At 46.9% G+C, this 16815-nt stretch carries 15 protein-coding genes and 1 pseudogene; 4 read left to right on the top strand and 12 right to left on the bottom strand.

Annotation, left to right across the window (positions count from 1 at the left end; all coding sequences use genetic code 11):
* Window positions 1–46 precede the first annotated feature (46 nt).
* Window positions 47–1780 (bottom strand): hypothetical protein, encoded by a 1734-nt coding sequence (locus tag H7R76_RS08985; RefSeq protein ID WP_050310684.1) that lies wholly within the window; start codon window positions 1778–1780, stop codon window positions 47–49.
* Window positions 1781–1839: 59 nt separating this feature from the next.
* Window positions 1840–2925 carry a DUF4297 domain-containing protein gene (locus H7R76_RS08980; RefSeq protein WP_050310682.1) on the bottom strand — a complete coding sequence of 362 codons (1086 nt, stop codon included), beginning with the start codon at window positions 2923–2925 and terminating at the stop codon, window positions 1840–1842.
* 88 nt (window positions 2926–3013) lie between these two features.
* Between H7R76_RS08980 and H7R76_RS08975 the strand changes: the two genes are divergently transcribed.
* From H7R76_RS08975 to H7R76_RS08965, 3 genes are all read left to right on the top strand, one after another.
* Window positions 3014–3994, top strand: coding sequence for an IS5-like element IS5 family transposase (locus H7R76_RS08975; RefSeq protein ID WP_044713288.1), 981 nt, complete (start codon window positions 3014–3016; stop codon window positions 3992–3994).
* 902 nt (window positions 3995–4896) lie between these two features.
* Complete coding sequence (locus H7R76_RS08970) at window positions 4897–5196, top strand: DUF2188 domain-containing protein (protein WP_050310681.1); 300 nt, start codon at window positions 4897–4899, stop codon at window positions 5194–5196.
* 2 nt (window positions 5197–5198) lie between these two features.
* Window positions 5199–5819 (top strand): hypothetical protein, encoded by a 621-nt coding sequence (locus H7R76_RS08965; protein ID WP_044784805.1) that lies wholly within the window; start codon window positions 5199–5201, stop codon window positions 5817–5819.
* A gap of 209 nt (window positions 5820–6028) precedes the next feature.
* Here H7R76_RS08965 and H7R76_RS08960 read toward each other — a convergent pair.
* From H7R76_RS08960 to H7R76_RS08945, 4 genes and pseudogenes are all read right to left on the bottom strand, one after another.
* Window positions 6029–6184 (bottom strand): annotated as a pseudogene (locus tag H7R76_RS08960) (restriction endonuclease); the annotation flags it as partial.
* Window positions 6185–6193: 9 nt separating this feature from the next.
* Window positions 6194–7006 (bottom strand): TIGR02391 family protein, encoded by an 813-nt coding sequence (locus H7R76_RS08955; RefSeq protein WP_047063039.1) that lies wholly within the window; start codon window positions 7004–7006, stop codon window positions 6194–6196.
* 21 nt (window positions 7007–7027) lie between these two features.
* A complete protein-coding gene (locus H7R76_RS08950; RefSeq protein WP_050310730.1) occupies window positions 7028–7507 on the bottom strand; it encodes a hypothetical protein in 480 nt (159 codons plus the stop codon).
* Between the two features lie 78 nt (window positions 7508–7585).
* Window positions 7586–8524: a hypothetical protein gene (locus tag H7R76_RS08945; protein WP_050310679.1), complete on the bottom strand. Its 939-nt coding sequence runs from the start codon at window positions 8522–8524 to the stop codon at window positions 7586–7588.
* A gap of 884 nt (window positions 8525–9408) precedes the next feature.
* Here H7R76_RS08945 and H7R76_RS08940 point away from each other — a divergent pair.
* Window positions 9409–10770, top strand: a complete 1362-nt coding sequence (locus H7R76_RS08940; RefSeq protein ID WP_050310678.1) for a HEPN/Toprim-associated domain-containing protein — start codon at window positions 9409–9411, stop codon at window positions 10768–10770.
* A gap of 397 nt (window positions 10771–11167) precedes the next feature.
* On the opposite strand, the gene cobT is transcribed toward H7R76_RS08940, so the two are convergent.
* The 6 genes from cobT to dacD all read right to left on the bottom strand — a co-directional run bounded on the left by cobT (window position 11168) and on the right by dacD (window position 16571).
* On the bottom strand, window positions 11168–12220 hold the full coding sequence (gene cobT / locus H7R76_RS08935; protein WP_182934409.1) for a nicotinate-nucleotide--dimethylbenzimidazole phosphoribosyltransferase: 1053 nt from the start codon (window positions 12218–12220) through the stop codon (window positions 11168–11170).
* Window positions 12221–12245: 25 nt separating this feature from the next.
* Window positions 12246–12986, bottom strand: a complete 741-nt coding sequence (gene cobS, locus H7R76_RS08930; protein ID WP_106930024.1) for an adenosylcobinamide-GDP ribazoletransferase — start codon at window positions 12984–12986, stop codon at window positions 12246–12248.
* The gene (gene cobU / locus H7R76_RS08925; protein ID WP_106930067.1) at window positions 12983–13528 is read right to left on the bottom strand and encodes a bifunctional adenosylcobinamide kinase/adenosylcobinamide-phosphate guanylyltransferase; all 546 of its coding nucleotides are present in this window, start codon (window positions 13526–13528) and stop codon (window positions 12983–12985) included. Before cobU ends, cobS begins: the two co-directional genes overlap by 4 nt.
* A 198-nt stretch (window positions 13529–13726) precedes the next feature.
* A complete protein-coding gene (locus H7R76_RS08920; protein WP_106930025.1) occupies window positions 13727–14047 on the bottom strand; it encodes a DUF496 family protein in 321 nt (106 codons plus the stop codon).
* Between the two features lie 200 nt (window positions 14048–14247).
* Window positions 14248–15306, bottom strand: a complete 1059-nt coding sequence (locus H7R76_RS08915; RefSeq protein WP_106930069.1) for an FUSC family protein — start codon at window positions 15304–15306, stop codon at window positions 14248–14250.
* A gap of 98 nt (window positions 15307–15404) precedes the next feature.
* Entirely contained in the window at window positions 15405–16571 is a 1167-nt protein-coding gene (dacD, locus tag H7R76_RS08910) for a serine-type D-Ala-D-Ala carboxypeptidase DacD (RefSeq protein WP_106930027.1), read from the bottom strand.
* Window positions 16572–16815: the final 244 nt, after the last annotated feature.

Genomic DNA, 16815 nt, shown 5'->3' with positions numbered 1-16815 from the left:
CAATATACTCGCTACTATGCATAAAGTTACAAATAATATTTATTGTTTAATCATCATCCCTCGTTTCTCTTACAGCCAATTGAATGTTTTTATACTCAGATCTTAGAGAGTCATATTGGGAAGAATCCAATAACTTTCCAGAATTTAATGTAATAACATTGGCATCATTTTTAAATTCATTTAATGCATTATTCTCCATTGCACACAGTATTATCTGATAGTCCTCTGGGATACTGCGCATTAGTTCTTTGATGACGGTTTCATAACGATGCCCCGCCTGTTCTTGCTGGTTGGGTGTATCAATGACGAAAGGAGGCACTATGCAAGTTTTAGCACTATGTATTTGTTGCAGTACGGAGAGTTGATAAGCAAGCAATCCCCTGGCAGCCTCAGCAGCACCGCCACCAAGTAACTGTTTATAATCAGTAGGTGATTTCACTTTGCTAAGATTTACTCCTGTTGATCCTAGTGCTTCAATATTTCCCAATAGCTTTGACATAAAAGAAGAATTCAGTTCTTCCTTATCCTTGTTTGAAAGAAGTTTTCTCTGATCTTTTTTCAATTCGGCGACAGAGTTATTGGCTTTGCTGATTTTAAGATCTTCATTATCAATTTTAACTTGAATACTTCTTGAGACCTTTTCTTTCGAAATAGCATCAATTACTTGTGTAATGAGTGTTTTTTCGCCCGCATTGTCATCGGTGAGATACTTCTTATTAATTCTTTCAATTTCATTAGTAGCAAATTGAGCTACCTCATTTAACTCAAATAATGAGGATCTAAGCGCCTCTATTTCTGATGCTATTGAGTTTGCCTCGTCAAGTAGCGAATCCTTCTCTGAAAGAAGCAATGCTCTGTTAGTCAGTGAGTTATCGTGAAGAGTACCACACAATGGGCACTCTAAATGATCTGTCGGTATAGATTCGACCGCAAACTTATAATCTTCTTCGAGTTCGTTTGCAGAACTGGTGGCTAATTCATACTGTTTTTCGAGATCATATATATTTGAGGTAATCGTAGCCTGAGCATCATAAAGCCTCCTTTGGTAATCGATAAACTCTTGAAGCTCAGTATTTATCTCTTTCTGAATTTCGCTAAATTTCTCATTATCTAATGCTATGGTGATATCAGCAGAATTATCAACTATGACGTCAACTGCGCTTTGAAATTTTTCTATTTTTGCTGTTGATTCTTTTTTTACCTCACTATATTCATAAATTTCTTCTTCTAATTCAAAATGTTCTGGTTTCAGATAGCCAGTAAAATACTTTATTAACGATTTTTTCCAGTTGGCATACTGACCTAAGTTTTCAAATGAATCCCAAGGTGAACTCCAGCTTTTTATCTGATCAATATAGAATGGTAAAAAATAATATGCTGGCGGAGGAGTCTCTAATTTCCCATCAGTCCGATTAGGAAGCTTCATTTTAAAGTTAACAAGATCTGATAGGTCTTGTGAAAAATCACCAGTTATATGTGTGTATCTTTTCGCTTCACCATCGATAGCGCCCAAAATTATTGAGTGGCTTCCACGGCAAGAAAAATATTCTTTATTATTTATAGTGAAATATAATATCGATTTAATGTCATTTGATTTCCATTCTTCGTCGATAACTGGATCGCATCCTAGCGACCATAGTAAACTCTTGGCTAGAGTGGACTTGCCGATACTGTTATCTTCTCCTGTAATTAGATTCAATCTCTTCGGGAACGTGAACTGATTCGCAAGTCTTTTCGAATCTGATATCAGAACCAATCGTTGAAATTGCAAGCTTCTCATTTTTCTTGTTCCTTAAATTTCTAATTAATAATTTATAATGTTCTTTTGTTATTTTTATATTATTCATGCATCACCTTCAAAAAACAGTAAATTATCTCGCAAAGTATATCATCATCTTCTGGGATTTGGCTTTCAATATTCAGCTGTTTAGCTTTCATAACAACTGCCTTAATGTAATCGCTTGTTTCAGTATAGTCTTCTTCCGGAACATTACTGAGCGCCTGTTGAGCTATTCTCATTATATTCATATCAAAAGCTGAAGCATACCCGACTCTACGTAAGTAAATTTGTTTTATTTTTTTTACCATCTTTCGATATGTTAAGGTATTCCATTTCATATCGCTTTTAGCTAAATACTCAAAGTCTTTCTCAAAGTCTTCAAATTTTGGACTCGTTGTATTTACAGCTATGACATCTTTTACCGTATGAGATGTGAGAGACTTATCCTCTACCATTTTCTCCCACATAGTAAAGTCGTAAGTATTCTGTCCTTTGCGATGAATCTCGTCGATAATTGCCCTATAAATATTGACAGCATTACAATGACTATTTGGAAATATTTCATTTACTAATTCAGCAAATCTGGCAATAACGAATTCTTCTTGATTTTCTAACTTTATTTTTGGAATGATGAACTTTAGATTTTCTGGAAAAATATCTATCCCAAGCTCGGACTTTAATTTCCCAGTTAAGCCCGATAGACAATCCACGCTAAGATCACCCGAAGTTATAATATCTAACTTTAACTTATTATCTTTCTGATCAAATGAGAAGCCACTAGCGGATACAAGACCTATTTCCGTAATACGTGTTTCATACTCAGTGCCTATACATGAGCTTAATAGTTTTCCTAGAATGGAGTTCTTAAGTCCCTCTGCACCTTTTACTCGTTTAGTTAAAGAGTCAACAGTGAAGGAATTCCCAGTATTTTTCACTTGAAAAAATTCAAATTTCGCCGAACTGCCAAACAATGAGTCTGCGATAACGACATCCTCATGATATTCAATTAATAATGCATAGTCTGCATTGGATTTATGTTTTTCAATTATTCTGCATAAAGCCCAATGATATTGGAAATTATATTTTCCAAATGTAGTTGCTCCTGAAGTTTCTCTCTGAGCATGACCTAAAATATTACTTTCCATTGATAAGTCCATCCTTCTAGGGAAGGTGCGAACAAGTCCCTGATATGAGATCATGTTTGTCATCTGGAGCCATGGAACAGGGTTCATCATGAGTCATCAACTTACCTTCGCCGACAGTGAATTCAGCAGTAAGCGCCGTCAGACCAGAAAAGAGATTTTCCTCTCCCGCATGGAGCAGATTCTGCCATGGCAAAACATGGTGGAAGTCATCGAGCCGTTTTACCCCAAGGCTGGTAATGGCCGGCGACCTTATCCGCTGGAAACCATGCTACGCATTCACTGCATGCAGCATTGGTACAACCTGAGCGATGGCGCGATGGAAGATGCCCTGTACGAAATCGCCTCCATGCGTCTGTTTGCCCGGTTATCCCTGGATAGCGCCTTGCCGGACCGCACCACCATCATGAATTTCCGCCACCTGCTGGAGCAGCATCAACTGGCCCGCCAATTGTTCAAGACCATCAATCGCTGGCTGGCCGAAGCAGGCGTCATGATGACTCAAGGCACCTTGGTCGATGCCACCATCATTGAGGCACCCAGCTCGACCAAGAACAAAGAGCAGCAACGCGATCCGGAGATGCATCAGACCAAGAAAGGCAATCAGTGGCACTTTGGCATGAAGGCCCACATTGGTGTCGATGCCAAGAGTGGCCTGACCCACAGCCTGGTCACCACCGCGGCCAACGAGCATGACCTCAATCAGCTGGGTAATCTGCTGCATGGAGAGGAGCAATTTGTCTCAGCCGATGCCGGCTACCAAGGGGCGCCACAGCGCGAGGAGCTGGCCAAGGTGGATGTGGACTGGCTGATCGCCGAGCGCCCCGGCAAGGTAAGAACCTTGAAACAGCATCCACGCAAGAACAAAACGGCCATCAACATCGAATACATGAAAGCCAGCATCCGTGCCAGGGTGGAGCACCCATTTCGCATCATCAAGCGACAGTTCGGCTTCGTGAAAGCCAGATACAAGGGGTTGCTGAAAAACGATAACCAACTGGCGATGTTATTCACGCTGGCCAACCTGTTTCGGGCGGACCAAATGATACGTCAGTGGGAGAGATCTCACTAAAAACTGGGGATAACGCCTTAAATGGCGAAGAAACGGTCTAAATAGGCTGATTCAAGGCATTTACGGGAGAAAAAATCGGCTCAAACATGAAGAAATGAAATGACTGAGTCAGCCGAGAAGAATTTCCCCGCTTATTCGCACCTTCCCTAGTGGAGATGACTCGGCTCACCATTAATATTTCTTATCAATTTAATTTATGAAGGACACAAAGTCTATCAGATCATGCTTTTTAGCCCCTTCCACAGTAGATCCATCACATGGATAGAGTGCAGCCCATCAGATGCAACCTTGGGTGTTTCAATTTTCTTCCCTTGCGACCCTTTGAGTTACTAGGTTTTTATACAGTACTTTAAACAGAACGAGGGTATCAAATAGTATGGTATGAATCAGCTAACCTCAACAAATACACAGAGTAATGTGCGCTTGTCGCCACTGCTGTGTTAAGGACGCTAATCTGGGTATGCAGGGAAATTGTCATGATGTTTTCTCCGTTATGTAGTGTGATTTTGTCTTCGTATTGCCTGATAGTTCACCTTCCTGACATTGTTCTGTCGTACAAGTGCACATAACGCCTGTCATTAATCCTAGCGGGACGGGTTGTGTTAGGAAACGATCAGCCGTAAGCCTATAATTGAACGAAAAGATCACAGGAGACCCCAATGCAACATTGTTTGTATGGGCGCCTCTTGCGCGTCTAAAACAACAGGTTTTTTGACAGTGTTTCTTTTCATCAGTTTTAGGTGATCTGATGGTCTTTACCTGTGAATATGTTTGATAAGTATCACTCTTATTGAAAAAATTTTTTCAACCGTACGAAGCTCGCTGACAAAAACTAGGCTGTAAGGTATGCTGAATCTTAAAGCAGCTAGTGCCTTAATTTTTCTAACTGAATGGGGGAGTTCATGAAAAACTACTATACCATTGTTAAATCTGGCGCTGATTGGCGAATATTGTCGGCCAAAAATGAAAAGATAGCTACCAGTCAAAATTACAGGACACAAAAAGATGCTATAGAGGCAGCAAGAAATTTAATTAAGAATGGAGGGATTGTGTCCATTCATTCTGCAGATGGAAAAATACGTGATGTCATTAGCCAGAACAGCGAAAATTGGAACATTAAAAGGGCAAATACTAGCAACAGAATAGCTAAGAAAGAGATATTTAAAATCCTTGCTGACAACTTAGAAAAAAACAAGGCGTAAGTATGAGCTATGAGACTAATGTTTTTATAAATTGCCCATTTGACGATGCTTACACTGATTTTATTGATGCAGCATTGTTTGCAGTTTACCGTTGTAATTTTAAACCTCGATGCGCATTGGAAATAAATGACGCTGGTGATCAACGGCTCGATAAAATAAATCGCATAATCAAGGATTGTAAAATTGGAATCCATGACATATCTAGAACTGAATTAGATCACGTCAATAATTTGCCTAGATTTAATATGCCATTGGAACTAGGGTTATTTCTTGGTGCTAAAAAATTTGGCTCGAGTAAAAATCAAAAAAGCAAACTAGCAATTATTGTCGACAATGAAAAATACCGATATCAAAAATATATTTCAGATATTTCAGGACAAGACATTATGTCACATGACAATAGCCCTGAAAAATTCATAAAAATCATAAGGGACTGTTTATCCTCATACAGAATCGTTCAGAGAATCCCATCTGCAGCAATAATTATTGAAGACTACCGTAGATTCTTAGGAATTAAGCCAGCGCTGTGTGCTCAACTACAACTAGTTGAGCATGAGCTTACTTTTAATGATAAAACCAGCATTATTGAATGTTACATAGAGTTTTATGCAGCAGCAGCATAACTCTAAACAGGGGCAATCAATCCATATGCCCCTTAATGAAACATGAATAACAGCATTGCCTCCGAGACAAATGAAGATAGCCGGTTGTACTAATGGATTAAAATATCAGACTGTATATTCCTCTAATAAGGCCATTCGATATATTGTAATAACGCCAATAATAAATTCTTCGTTTTAGCGTTTACTTACCCTCCCACCGCCACGATTCGACATCCACTACCCGGTCGAAGAAAGATCGCGAAGACGTCAATATCATGAGCCGCTCGATTGCCTTTGCCTCTATAGTCAATCAGAGCATTACATCCAAGACGTCTAAATACCTCTACAATGGCCTCCTGATAAACTCGCCAGTCCGTATAGCTCATGCAACTCTCCTATGGGGAGGCTATTTTTTTGTGTGTGCCATCCAGCTTGCGATGAATAAGCGAAACCAACGTAAGGATGTCCAGCGCATCCAGTTCAGACATGGGCCAATTCTTCTTAGGCGCATGGGCTAGTGGATTGCGCACAGCGCCGAATAGACCAATCAGTAGATTCGCAAAACCTTTCTGTTCGCTCTTTTCTGAGTCGGTGGTAAGCGATCCCAAAGTCAGAACAGGTTGTTGTCCGGTAAATGCCTTGTTCACCAAGTCAGCACCATCACCGCTCAACCCGGACAACTGACGAATACGTTCCGCAACCCCCTTCGTCGCCTCGAAGACGGCATGAAAATAGTTTTCGTCAAGAAGTTCGGCACGGCAATAGTTCAAAACTTCCGCATGCACAGCACGGCTTTCGAGTGCAGCCTTAAGTCGCCCAGCGCGGGCTCGAGCAGAATCCAGAGTCGTTACTTTAGCGGCGCTCGCGACCTTACCATCCTCACGGATATAAAAACCGGAAAAAGCCAGGACAACATTGAGTTCATCACGTCGCCAGGCAAACACCGATGGATCACGGGCGTAATTAACCGGGTTCATCGCACGGTTAATGAACATAATAAGATGGTTGCCGACCTGATACTGGTTCTGCGCACCTGCGAGCGCATTAAACAGACGTTTCCACTTTGTCATTCCTGGCGATGTGTCCGCAACTTTAATTTCTTGTAGCAGTCGCTCGATCTGCGACCCACTCAAGCCACGTTCGGTATCAGCAAGGACGCGACAGGCGGCCTCAAGGTGCTGAGAGTTGAATGATGGAATACGTATCATGAATTATCTTTCTATCACCTCTCAGGCCCACTCGAGCGCCGTGATGATCGATTGCCCTTCGGTGCCGACCTCCACAAACAGAGCGTGCTCGTAACCAAGCTGCTGCTTATAACCTCGAAGTTTTAGTAGATCGATCTCTCTATCTACGCGACTCGTTGATTTTTTGAACTCCAAGACCAAATGATTCTGTCGTGTACCTCGCCGATGCACGATCACATCAGGAAATACTGTCTTTGCCTCAACGTCTTCGCTGTCTGGATAAAGTTCCAAATGTCTGAGCCGTTTAGGGTCAATGCTGTCCCGGTTGTATTCGCAATCTACAGTCCAACCGGGGAAACATTGTTGGAGGTACATCGCAAAGCGAAAGGTAATCGACCGTTCGTTAGCATCGATACCGAGAAGATCATGATCAATGAATAGTAGCTCGGATAATGCATGTGACACAGCTTCGCCTGGTGCATATTGGTTGAGGTAGTGAATTTGTTCCGGGGTCAGTGCCATCATCACATTCGCATACTTAAGAAATTATATTGGGCTTTCAAGAAGAATGAGTACGCTGTAGGTTCCATTTTTCATTGCCTAACTAAGGCTCACACTGAAGGAAGTATACACTGATTGAAACGTCGTGAAGATTCTCTGTCTCGCGTCGTCTAGCTCGTCAGCCACGCGTTGCGTGAGCGTAAACGTGGGGCAATCGGGCTGACCACATCCACAAGGTCTGATTTCCCCTTCCTTAAGCCGAGTTACGAAGATGCGCCGCAGTTGGTCGACCTGACGAACCACTTTTCCCATCACTGTCTGGATGCGTTGATTTTTGAGATGGTGGATCGAAGGAATGCGCCTGATCTCGACGCCCTCACGCGTTCTCCACAAACCTGTATTTAGTGCGCCAATGGTATCTTCGATTGCCTTCTGAAAAGCAGGGAGAGAACTTTCTTGTTGAAACGGTGTGCGAAATGCTGGCCGGTCAAATACGGCAGCCATCAGTTGCAGAACATCGGCGTCGGAAAGGTCGGGAAAATCATCCGTGAATTTTTGAATATCAGCTTCAACATCAGGAAACTCGACGCCCTGGACAAAACGGTGCAGCAGATATTCAGCACGAAGACGCAAGTTTTCTTCGAACTCTACGCCCGACCATATCGTTACATGCCTGACGCCCAAGGAAGCTGCTGCTTGCTCGATGCGCGTTCTGCCAGCATCCGAGACCGCACCACGAGAGACGAACTTAAAGACGTCTGGGACACTGCCAGTTGCTTTAATCGACTTACTCATGTCGCTCTTAGCTTTTGCCAGTGTCAATGTGTCTCGGTTCGCGCATTGGATGATGGTCTTACGTGCTGGCTGGTCATCAAATGGTTCAATACCCGAGATATCTCGCCCTTGATCACCTCCTGATTGACCGTGCCAAATCAGATCATGCCAACCCGCGCGCAGGTGGTATGCAAAAACTAGGCGCTCGAACTGGATACCACTGTAGTCCTCAAAATGAACCGGAGAAACCGTTATCGTCGCCATACTCGCTCCTTTTCTGCTGCTATTAGTCTTCGGTAAACCTTACTACGTCCCTGTGAATTTCCGCCGTTACCCAATGAAAAGCACCAAATATTGGTGGCAAACCTTGCTTCGCCAAATGCCCACGGAGTTTGAAATGCAGAATAACTTATTAGTAAACTGGACGCGACAGCAGCACTGTAGCTCGCGCACAAAACAAATCTCCGGATCGAGTGTCCTTAACGACCTGTCTCAATTAATCAAAAACGGCGTTCTGCTATTTCTTAACACAATCCGTCGCCAAGAGCTGAGGCAGATTGAGATTGGCCTTGTAGCCAAAACGACTATCTACGAGATGGGTGCGGAAGTGAATTTCCGCCTCGCTTTGATCTGACGCTACGATGCGTTGTGCGGGATCTGGCCGAGATGGAAGAATGACTCAAAGTGCTCAAGTAAGCCCCTCGTGTCAACATCTGAAAGCCAAAAGTCCGTCTAAAAATATGTAGATGATGCTACCCACTGATTGACTGTGTTTACCAAACAAATTTAGGGAAGAGACAAAGTCTATTAATTAGTTTGACTGCTCCGCGTTGAGTGACACATTACGCCGTTAGCAACGCCTACTGCTGGCACAAAGCGGCCAGTCCTGTTGGCTGTCAGATCCGCTATGAGCAAAAAGTGGAAGCTCATAATTGTTCTCACCTCCGATGGTGCAATACGTAACTTACAGCGCGATAATCTGCAACGAGCCGATCGCTTGGTTCTGCCCTTGGATTAATTTATAATGATTGATATTCACTTTGAATTTTGAAGACATTATACCGCTTGTAATTTCATAGCATAGTTGATGACAGATGATATTCCTGATGGTTTAATTAAGTGATTGCCAACAGTTTAAAAGAGGAATTATGGGCACGGAAATTTCACTTAAGGTTTCAGGTGCAACGCTAGATTGGAGTAAAAATAGCTTAGGTGTTGATCATGGTGCATTGTTCCAGTCAACCGACCACATAATGATACCTCAGCACGAACGCTATGATCTGGAAGAAACCGATGAAATTGATGAAGAAAGACGCCTTCAGTGGACCGTACTCAGGAAGCCTCTTGCAGCAGTAGCTGAACGGGTTGAGTTACTTGGTTTTTCTCTTACTGCTATTCGTGCGGAATATGAAAATCTTGTAAAGCATGAGGTTTATCAAAGAAACGAAATGATTGAAGCCTATCCCGATAATTGGGAACCTTTAGAAAATCTTTTTAGTTTTGATGAGTTTCTGGGCTTACTTAAGAGCTATGATCTGGGGGAGTTAAACGATAAAGATATCGACTTTGATAATTCAAAAAAAACAGAGAATGATAATTTCATTTTGAAGTTATTCCCTAACGACATTTTAAAAAGAATTCCTCTCTATGATCCTTATAACAACTTTTACTGGTCAGAAAAAACAGCGTTTTTCAGTGTCATAAACATACTTCATCCATACTCTATGATCAAACTTTTAAGTGAAAACAAACATAATCTTAGTGAGTATGTCGAGTGGGACTATGGGGAAATAGTCGCTAACGGATGGGTTCACATTAACCAAATAAAAACTGAAATTAACCGTGAAAATTCTTTTCTCATAGCAACTGAAGGTTCCTCGGACTCACATATATTACAAAAGGCATTTAAGCTAATTAAGCCTAGCGTTTGTGAATTTTTTCGTTTCATCGATGTAACATCTGGCCATCCATTCCCCGGCACTGGGGGATTATCAAAGTTTGCTGAGGGATTAGTAAAAATTGATGTACAGAACCAAATCATTTTTGTACTCGACAATGATAGTGAAGGGGTTGAAGCTTTCAAGAAAATCATAAAGATGAAGCTTCCTCATAATATGAGTTGCATATGTCTTCCGAATCTTAAGGAGTTTGAAAGTTTCCCTACTTGTGGCCCAGACGGCCTAACCTTATCCAATATTAATGGAACTGCTGCCGCTATAGAGTGTTACTTGGATTTAACATATAGTGAATATGACTCATACACTGTTAGATGGACTAACTATAAAAAAGAGACCGGGATGTATCAAGGCGCACTTGAATTTAAAGAGTATTACGCAAAAAGATATCTTGATACATCAGAAGCTAAGCTTATCGAAAGTAAATATGACACCTCCAAACTTGAGGCTTTGCTTAATGCGATCATTGATGCTTGTTCCAAATTATCTGGATCAATACGTATTGAAAAAATAAAGAGTCACTATCCAAATATATGGACTGAAGAAAAAGTTTAACTCCATTGAATTATTTTTAACAACCTGAAAATAATATTGTGTATCACGTCATTCAAATATTACAATACGGCATATTGGGTGTCCGTTTCTGGCACAGAACAGACAGCCCTTATAGATGTGACAATAGTAGCGATCACCAAATGCACGAGACCGCTCTAATCAGTTTTATTTAATCAGTTTTGATTGGTGGTCATTCTGGTGGTCTTGACAGGGAGAGTTTTCAGGTTTAGCTTATTTATTAGCCAGCTACTGGCAAAGGCGATCCCAGTCAGAGGAGCCAAATCTGAAGATCCCGCTTAAGGAAACTTAAGCGGGATTTTTGTTTTGTGGTTCAGACGCCCGAAAATGAGCAACGGCCAGAATAGCTGCGCCGACAGGCGTCGGCGCAATGACGTTCTTAAACCGGCAGGACGATATTACTGCCCGCCAGCGTGCCCATGCGGTTATACATCGTGCAGGCTGACTCAACAATATGCATCGCCATCGCCGCGCCGCTGCCTTCCCCCAAGCGCATATCCATATGTAAATACGGCTCCAGCGCCAGATGCGTCAGCGCAATGCGCGCCCCTTTCTCGGCGGAGAAGTGCGAAGGAATCAAATACGGCTTCACGCCCGGCGCAATCCGGCAGGCTGCCAGCGCCGATGCGTAAGAAAGGAAACCGTCCAGCACGACCGGTAGGCCACAGGAGGCCGCGCCGAGCATCACGCCGGTCATACCCAGCAGATCGTAGCCGCCCACTTTCGCCAGCACGTCGAGACCGTCATCGGCATCCGGTTGGTTTACAGCGATAGCGCGGCGCACCACGTCAACTTTATTCGCCAACTGCGCCTGCGGCAGGTTCGCGCCGACGCCAACCACCGCCTCTGGTTCACTGCCGGTCAGTACGCTGACCACGGCCGCCGCTGGCGTTGTATTTGCCATCCCCAGTTCACCCACGCCGAACAAAGTAACGCCCTGCTCCGCCAGAGTGCGGGTATAGTCAATCGCAGCCATCAGGACGGTCTGTGCCTGTTCTGCGCTCATGGCTGGCCCGCGGGCAATATTGCCGCTGCTGCGCGCCACCTTCATCTCCACCAGGCCTGGGATAGGGTCAGCATCAATGCCCACGTCAATCACGTGCACCTCAGCCCCCGCCTGAGCGGCCAGCACGCAGACGCCGGTATTGTGTCGGGTCATATTAACCGCCTGAATCGCCGTAACCACCTGAGGCGAAACGGCAACCCCCTCATGCCAGACGCCGTGATCGGCACACATAACAAGCATGGCTTTCCTGGCGACATGTGGCGTGCCGCGCAGACCCGGCATCCCCGCCAGCTGTACCGCCAGCGCTTCCAGCCGCCCCAGACTGCCCGTTGGTTTTAAGAGCCCATCAATATGCTGCTGCGCATGCGCCATGGCGGCGCTGTCGACGTCAGGAATAGCCGCCAGTCGTGAAGTCAGTGTTTGCATTATCTCTTTCCGGTTAATCGCTGGCTTACAGGAGCGCCAGCAAGAAAATCACTTCGCCCAGTTCAATTGCCGCGCCTAGGGTGTCTCCGGTCTGCCCTCCCAGCGTGCGCTTGAGCAGCAGCCCCAGGATAAAGACGCCGATAAACGCCACCAGCAACGCAAGCAGACCGTGCATGCCTAACAGGGCAGCTACCAGCGCAGCGCCGATCACCAGGGTAACCCAGGTCTGACGGAAGGTGATTTTACCGATGAACAGGTTACCCAGCCCCTCTTCACGCGCGTAGCGATGACGGTACATCATCAACACCGAAGCAGAACGGCCGGCAATACAGGCACCGGCCATCGCCGCCAGCATCGGCGTGTCGCGCAGGGCCAGTTCGCTCACCGCCAGCACTTTCGCCAGCAGCACAAAAATCAGCGCCAGGCCACCGTGGGTGCCCAGGCGGCTGTCGCGCATGATTTCTAACATCTTTTCGCGGCGACGGGCGGAGAAAACACCGTCACAGGTATCGGCCAGACCATCGAGATGAAAGCCTCCGGTCAGTAGGGCCAGCGTCAACACGGCAAAGAAAGCCGCCAGCGGAATCCCGCACCAGGCCTGTACAATCACAAAGACCAGGCCGCTCAGCGCGCCGAGCAGCAACCCGATAACGGGAAAGGTCAGCACGCCACTGACATAGCGATCCAGATCCAGCCCCTGCGACCAGCGCTGTGGCACCGGCAGACGGCTCATAAAAGAGAGTGTGGCGAAAAACAGTCGGCTCATTTTATTTTGACTCCAATCCCTGATACCACCAGCCAGACGTCGTCCGCCGCCTGTGCCAGCTTTTGATTCACGCGCCCAGCAATATCGCGAAAATGCCGGGCCAGACGATTCTCGGGCACAATGCCCATCCCCACTTCATTAGTGACCAGCACCACCGGCGACGGACAGCGTTCGCAGGCAGCAATCAGCGCGTCAATTTCAGCGCTGACCTCAGCCTCAAGGGCGGCAAAATCCCAACGTTCGATAGCTTGTGCATCACCAGAGGCAAATAAAATATTGGTGATAAGCGTCGTGATGCATTCCAGCAAAATGGCTTCGTTGGGATCGTTGTGCGGGGTAATGATGTCGGCAAGGTGCTGCCAGCGTTCTTCCGTACGCCAGTGCGCGGGGCGGCTATCCCGGTGGTGCTGAATACGCTCGGCCATCTCGGCGTCAAAAATTTGCGAGGTGGCGATATAACAAACCTGAGGATACTGGCTGAGTAACGATTCAGCGTGACGGCTCTTGCCGCTGCGCGCGCCGCCGGTCACCAGCATCATGATTGCGCTTCCTGATGTTGCTGCATTGTTCGCGAGTTCCTTTGATATCAATACGTTCCCACATAACTGTGGCTTATATATCAAACAAAGAGCTTTATACTCCGCATTGCTCGCAATGTCACTGAGGTTGTATCGGCGGGAAGAGGAAGGACGGTATTCAGGGGGCCAGGTGACGGCAGCGCCGCCACCTGAGAACGACGGTTACTCGCTTTTCTGCTCGCCCATCACTTTCAGTTTTTTAGAGATGTCGCGGCGTTCTTTGGACAGCTCGGCATTTTTGATGATGTAGTCATCAACGCGATCTTCGTAGTCGCCCTTCATGCTGGCAATGATGCCCTGAATAGCTTCAACGCTCATGCCCGGTTTGATGTAGTCGCTGAGGTTGTCCAGCAGCAGGACGCGCTTCTGGTTGTCACGGATCTTTTTCTCTACGTCCTGGATTTCGCGCTGCAGCTTGTTCTTACGACGGAACAAACGCACAAACTCCAGTACGTCCTGAAACGAAGGTTTCGTGGTTTCCATTTTTATACCCCTGATAGTTGAGAGTCGGATTCGTTAAAACAACGGCTACACGATAAGGTACACATTACTGATATGCCCTTCAACCGGTAAGATTTATGCGCCGCCGTTGTCGCAAACATTCTTTTTTGCTTTGGCTTCATCATAACCCTAAAGCGTGCTGAATCGAAACAACCAGACGCAAAACCGCGCGCATCTGTCTTTTATTTACGCAAAGCGCGGCACATCAGACTCGACAGCAGCTCCAGCTGGCGGGCAAGCTCCATGCTCAGCCAGACGTAGCCGTGAATCGGCGTTTCCGCCAGATTCTCGCCCGGGTGCTCCTTCACCAGCTGGCGCAGCTCCGCCACAATGTCGTTCAGCTTTTCGCTATTGGCTTTGATTGGCCGCGGGTTACCCTCATACAGCGCATGGGCAATCGCCAGCAGCGTTTGCTGGGTCATCATCTGCGTTTCCCGCAGCGTATGAGCGTTCAGCATCAGCAAATGGCTTGGGCGGGTCGCCCAGTGGGCGTTGATTTGCAGCTCCAGCATGCAGACAAGGTTACGGCTGACGGTCTGGATGGCTTCGAAGATACCTTTATGAATATGCGTTTCTTTGCTGGCAGGCGTAATCAGCCCGCGCATTTTCACCACATCGTTAAGCACCGTTTGCAGATGTTTTTCCAGCCGCGGCCGCTCTATCAGGTTCGGCGACAAACCCGCCTGGTAGATCCGATTAAACTGCGTCACAAACGTCGCCATCTGGATGCGCCAGTGAATAAACGCCCGCTGCGGATAAATACCGGTAAACAGCATAGCCAGCAGACAGCCGAAAATGACGTCGCCGCTTCGCCAAAGCGCGGTAGTAATGTCGCCAGGCGGAGCCCCAACCACCACGCCCAGGGTGATACCAATCAGCAGAGCCTGATAGGGCTTTTTGCCTAGCGCCAGCCAGCCGCACAGGAACATCGCGGCCGCACACCAGATAATCATCAGCGGCAGCGAGATAAGCTCCAGCTTGAGCGCCACCAGCCCCAGCGCCGAGCCAAGAATGGTGCCGCCAATACGCTGAAACGCGCGCGGTACCACGTTGCCCCAGAAGGAGATAGGCCCCATCACGACGACCAGGGTAATCAGCGGCCAGGAGCCTTCGGGGATCCCCGCCAGGCGGACGATGATAAACGCCAGCGCGAATGCCAGCGCAATGCGCGCGCCGTGCACGGTACGATAGTGGCGATAGAGACGAATTTCAAAAGGGCTGAGTGACTTATCCGGGCGCACACCCATTCTCCAACAAAATGAAAGGCTGAATTGTAACGATTCTGCCCTTAGGCGACTACAGCGAGATAAAAACGCCCCACTTTGTGGGGCGATCGTCATTACACTTTATGGTGCAGATAGTCACTCAGACGGGAGAAGATTCCGCCTTTATCGACGCTTTCCAGCGTCACCAACGGCCACTGCGCGACCACTTTATCGCGGTCGAGCAGTTGAATTTCCCCCACCCGCTGATGCGCAGCAATAGGCGCTTCGAGCTCTTTTTTATCCAGCACGTATTTGGCTTTGATATTGGGTACTTCGGCCTTAGGCAGCGCGAGCCAGAAGTCCTGATCCGTACCCAAATCGATCTTCTCTTTGTCGCCGTACCAGATACGCTCGGTACCGACTTTTTTACCGCTGTGCAGAATCTGCACGGTGTCAAAATTCTGTTGTCCCCAGCGCAACAGCGTGCGCGCCTGGTCTTCGCGGCCTTTTGGGCTATCGGCGCCCATCACTACGGCAATCAGGCGACGCTGGCCATCGACCGCAGAAGCGATCAGATTGAACCCGGCGCCGGAGGTGTGGCCGGTTTTCAGGCCGTCGATATGCATGGTTTTTTCCCACAGCAGGCCGTTACGGTTCTGCTGGGTAATGCCGTTCCACGTCAGGCTCTTTTCGCTGTACATGTGGTAGAACTCGGGCTCGCCGTGAATGATGGCGCGTGAGAGAACGGCCAGATCGTAAGCCGAACTGTGCTGGCCCGGCGCATCCAGGCCGTGAACGGTTTCAAAATGGGTGTCGCGCAGGTTTAGCTTTTGCACATAATCATTCATCATTTTGACAAACTGCGGCTGGCCTCCGGCCACGTAGTCCGCCAGCGCCACGCAGGCGTCGTTGCCGGAATCGACGATCAGGCCGCGGCTCAGATCGCGCACTGACACGCGATCGCCGGCTTTCAGAAACATCAGCGAGGAGCCATCAAACACCGGGTTTCCGGCCGCCCACGCATCGCGACCGACGGTGACGATATCATCAGGCGTAATACGATGGCTATCGATCGCGCGATCGACCACGTAGCCGGTCATCAGCTTGGTCAGGCTGGCGGGATTGCGCTGTTGATGTTCATTACCTGCGGTTAAAATTTGCCCGGTTGTGTAATCCATAAGAACCCAAGCGCCGGCTTTAATGGCTGGCGGGGTGACGGAAGGCATTGCGACATTGTCGGCAAACGCACAAGAAACGCTCGAAGCGAGCAAAGATACGGCAACAAGAAAACGGGCTTTCAACGGTACATCCTCAACTTATACAAATTCGTCGTCCTTTTTACGGAACTTCGCGCTTCCTGGCTGGCATAAATTGCAAGAAAATATGACATAACGCTATTTACGCATTAAAAAATACGCTGCGCGGCCGGTTCCAGAATTCGCCGCCGCCCTTCTGATGCTCGGCGAAATCGTTTACCATGAGCATTCAATGCCATACACGGACACAGTAAACGCTATGCAAGAGACCTCCAGCGCGCCGGGATTC

It is taken from the genome of Klebsiella sp. WP8-S18-ESBL-06 (assembly GCF_014169755.1).
In the GTDB taxonomy this organism is placed as follows: domain Bacteria; phylum Pseudomonadota; class Gammaproteobacteria; order Enterobacterales; family Enterobacteriaceae; genus Kluyvera; species Kluyvera ascorbata_B.
The sequence above is the reverse complement of the archived record's forward strand: the minus strand, read 5'-3'. Positions and strand labels throughout refer to the sequence as shown.

Excerpts from the sequence above, each read along its gene's own strand:
- H7R76_RS08980 (WP_050310682.1), bottom strand. The coding sequence starts at position 2,925 with ATGGAAAGTAATATTTTAGGTCATGCTCAGAGAGAAACTTCAGGAGCA.
- cobS (WP_106930024.1), bottom strand. The coding sequence starts at position 12,986 with ATGAGCCGACTGTTTTTCGCCACACTCTCTTTTATGAGCCGTCTGCCG.
- H7R76_RS08955 (WP_047063039.1), bottom strand. The coding sequence starts at position 7,006 with ATGATACGTATTCCATCATTCAACTCTCAGCACCTTGAGGCCGCCTGT.
- H7R76_RS08940 (WP_050310678.1), top strand. The coding sequence starts at position 9,409 with ATGGGCACGGAAATTTCACTTAAGGTTTCAGGTGCAACGCTAGATTGG.
- H7R76_RS08975 (WP_044713288.1), top strand. The coding sequence starts at position 3,014 with ATGAGTCATCAACTTACCTTCGCCGACAGTGAATTCAGCAGTAAGCGC.
- H7R76_RS08945 (WP_050310679.1), bottom strand. The coding sequence starts at position 8,524 with ATGGCGACGATAACGGTTTCTCCGGTTCATTTTGAGGACTACAGTGGT.
- H7R76_RS08920 (WP_106930025.1), bottom strand. The coding sequence starts at position 14,047 with ATGGAAACCACGAAACCTTCGTTTCAGGACGTACTGGAGTTTGTGCGT.
- H7R76_RS08970 (WP_050310681.1), top strand. The coding sequence starts at position 4,897 with ATGAAAAACTACTATACCATTGTTAAATCTGGCGCTGATTGGCGAATA.
- H7R76_RS08965 (WP_044784805.1), top strand. The coding sequence starts at position 5,199 with ATGAGCTATGAGACTAATGTTTTTATAAATTGCCCATTTGACGATGCT.
- H7R76_RS08985 (WP_050310684.1), bottom strand. The coding sequence starts at position 1,780 with ATGAGAAGCTTGCAATTTCAACGATTGGTTCTGATATCAGATTCGAAA.
- H7R76_RS08950 (WP_050310730.1), bottom strand. The coding sequence starts at position 7,507 with ATGGCACTGACCCCGGAACAAATTCACTACCTCAACCAATATGCACCA.
- cobT (WP_182934409.1), bottom strand. The coding sequence starts at position 12,220 with ATGCAAACACTGACTTCACGACTGGCGGCTATTCCTGACGTCGACAGC.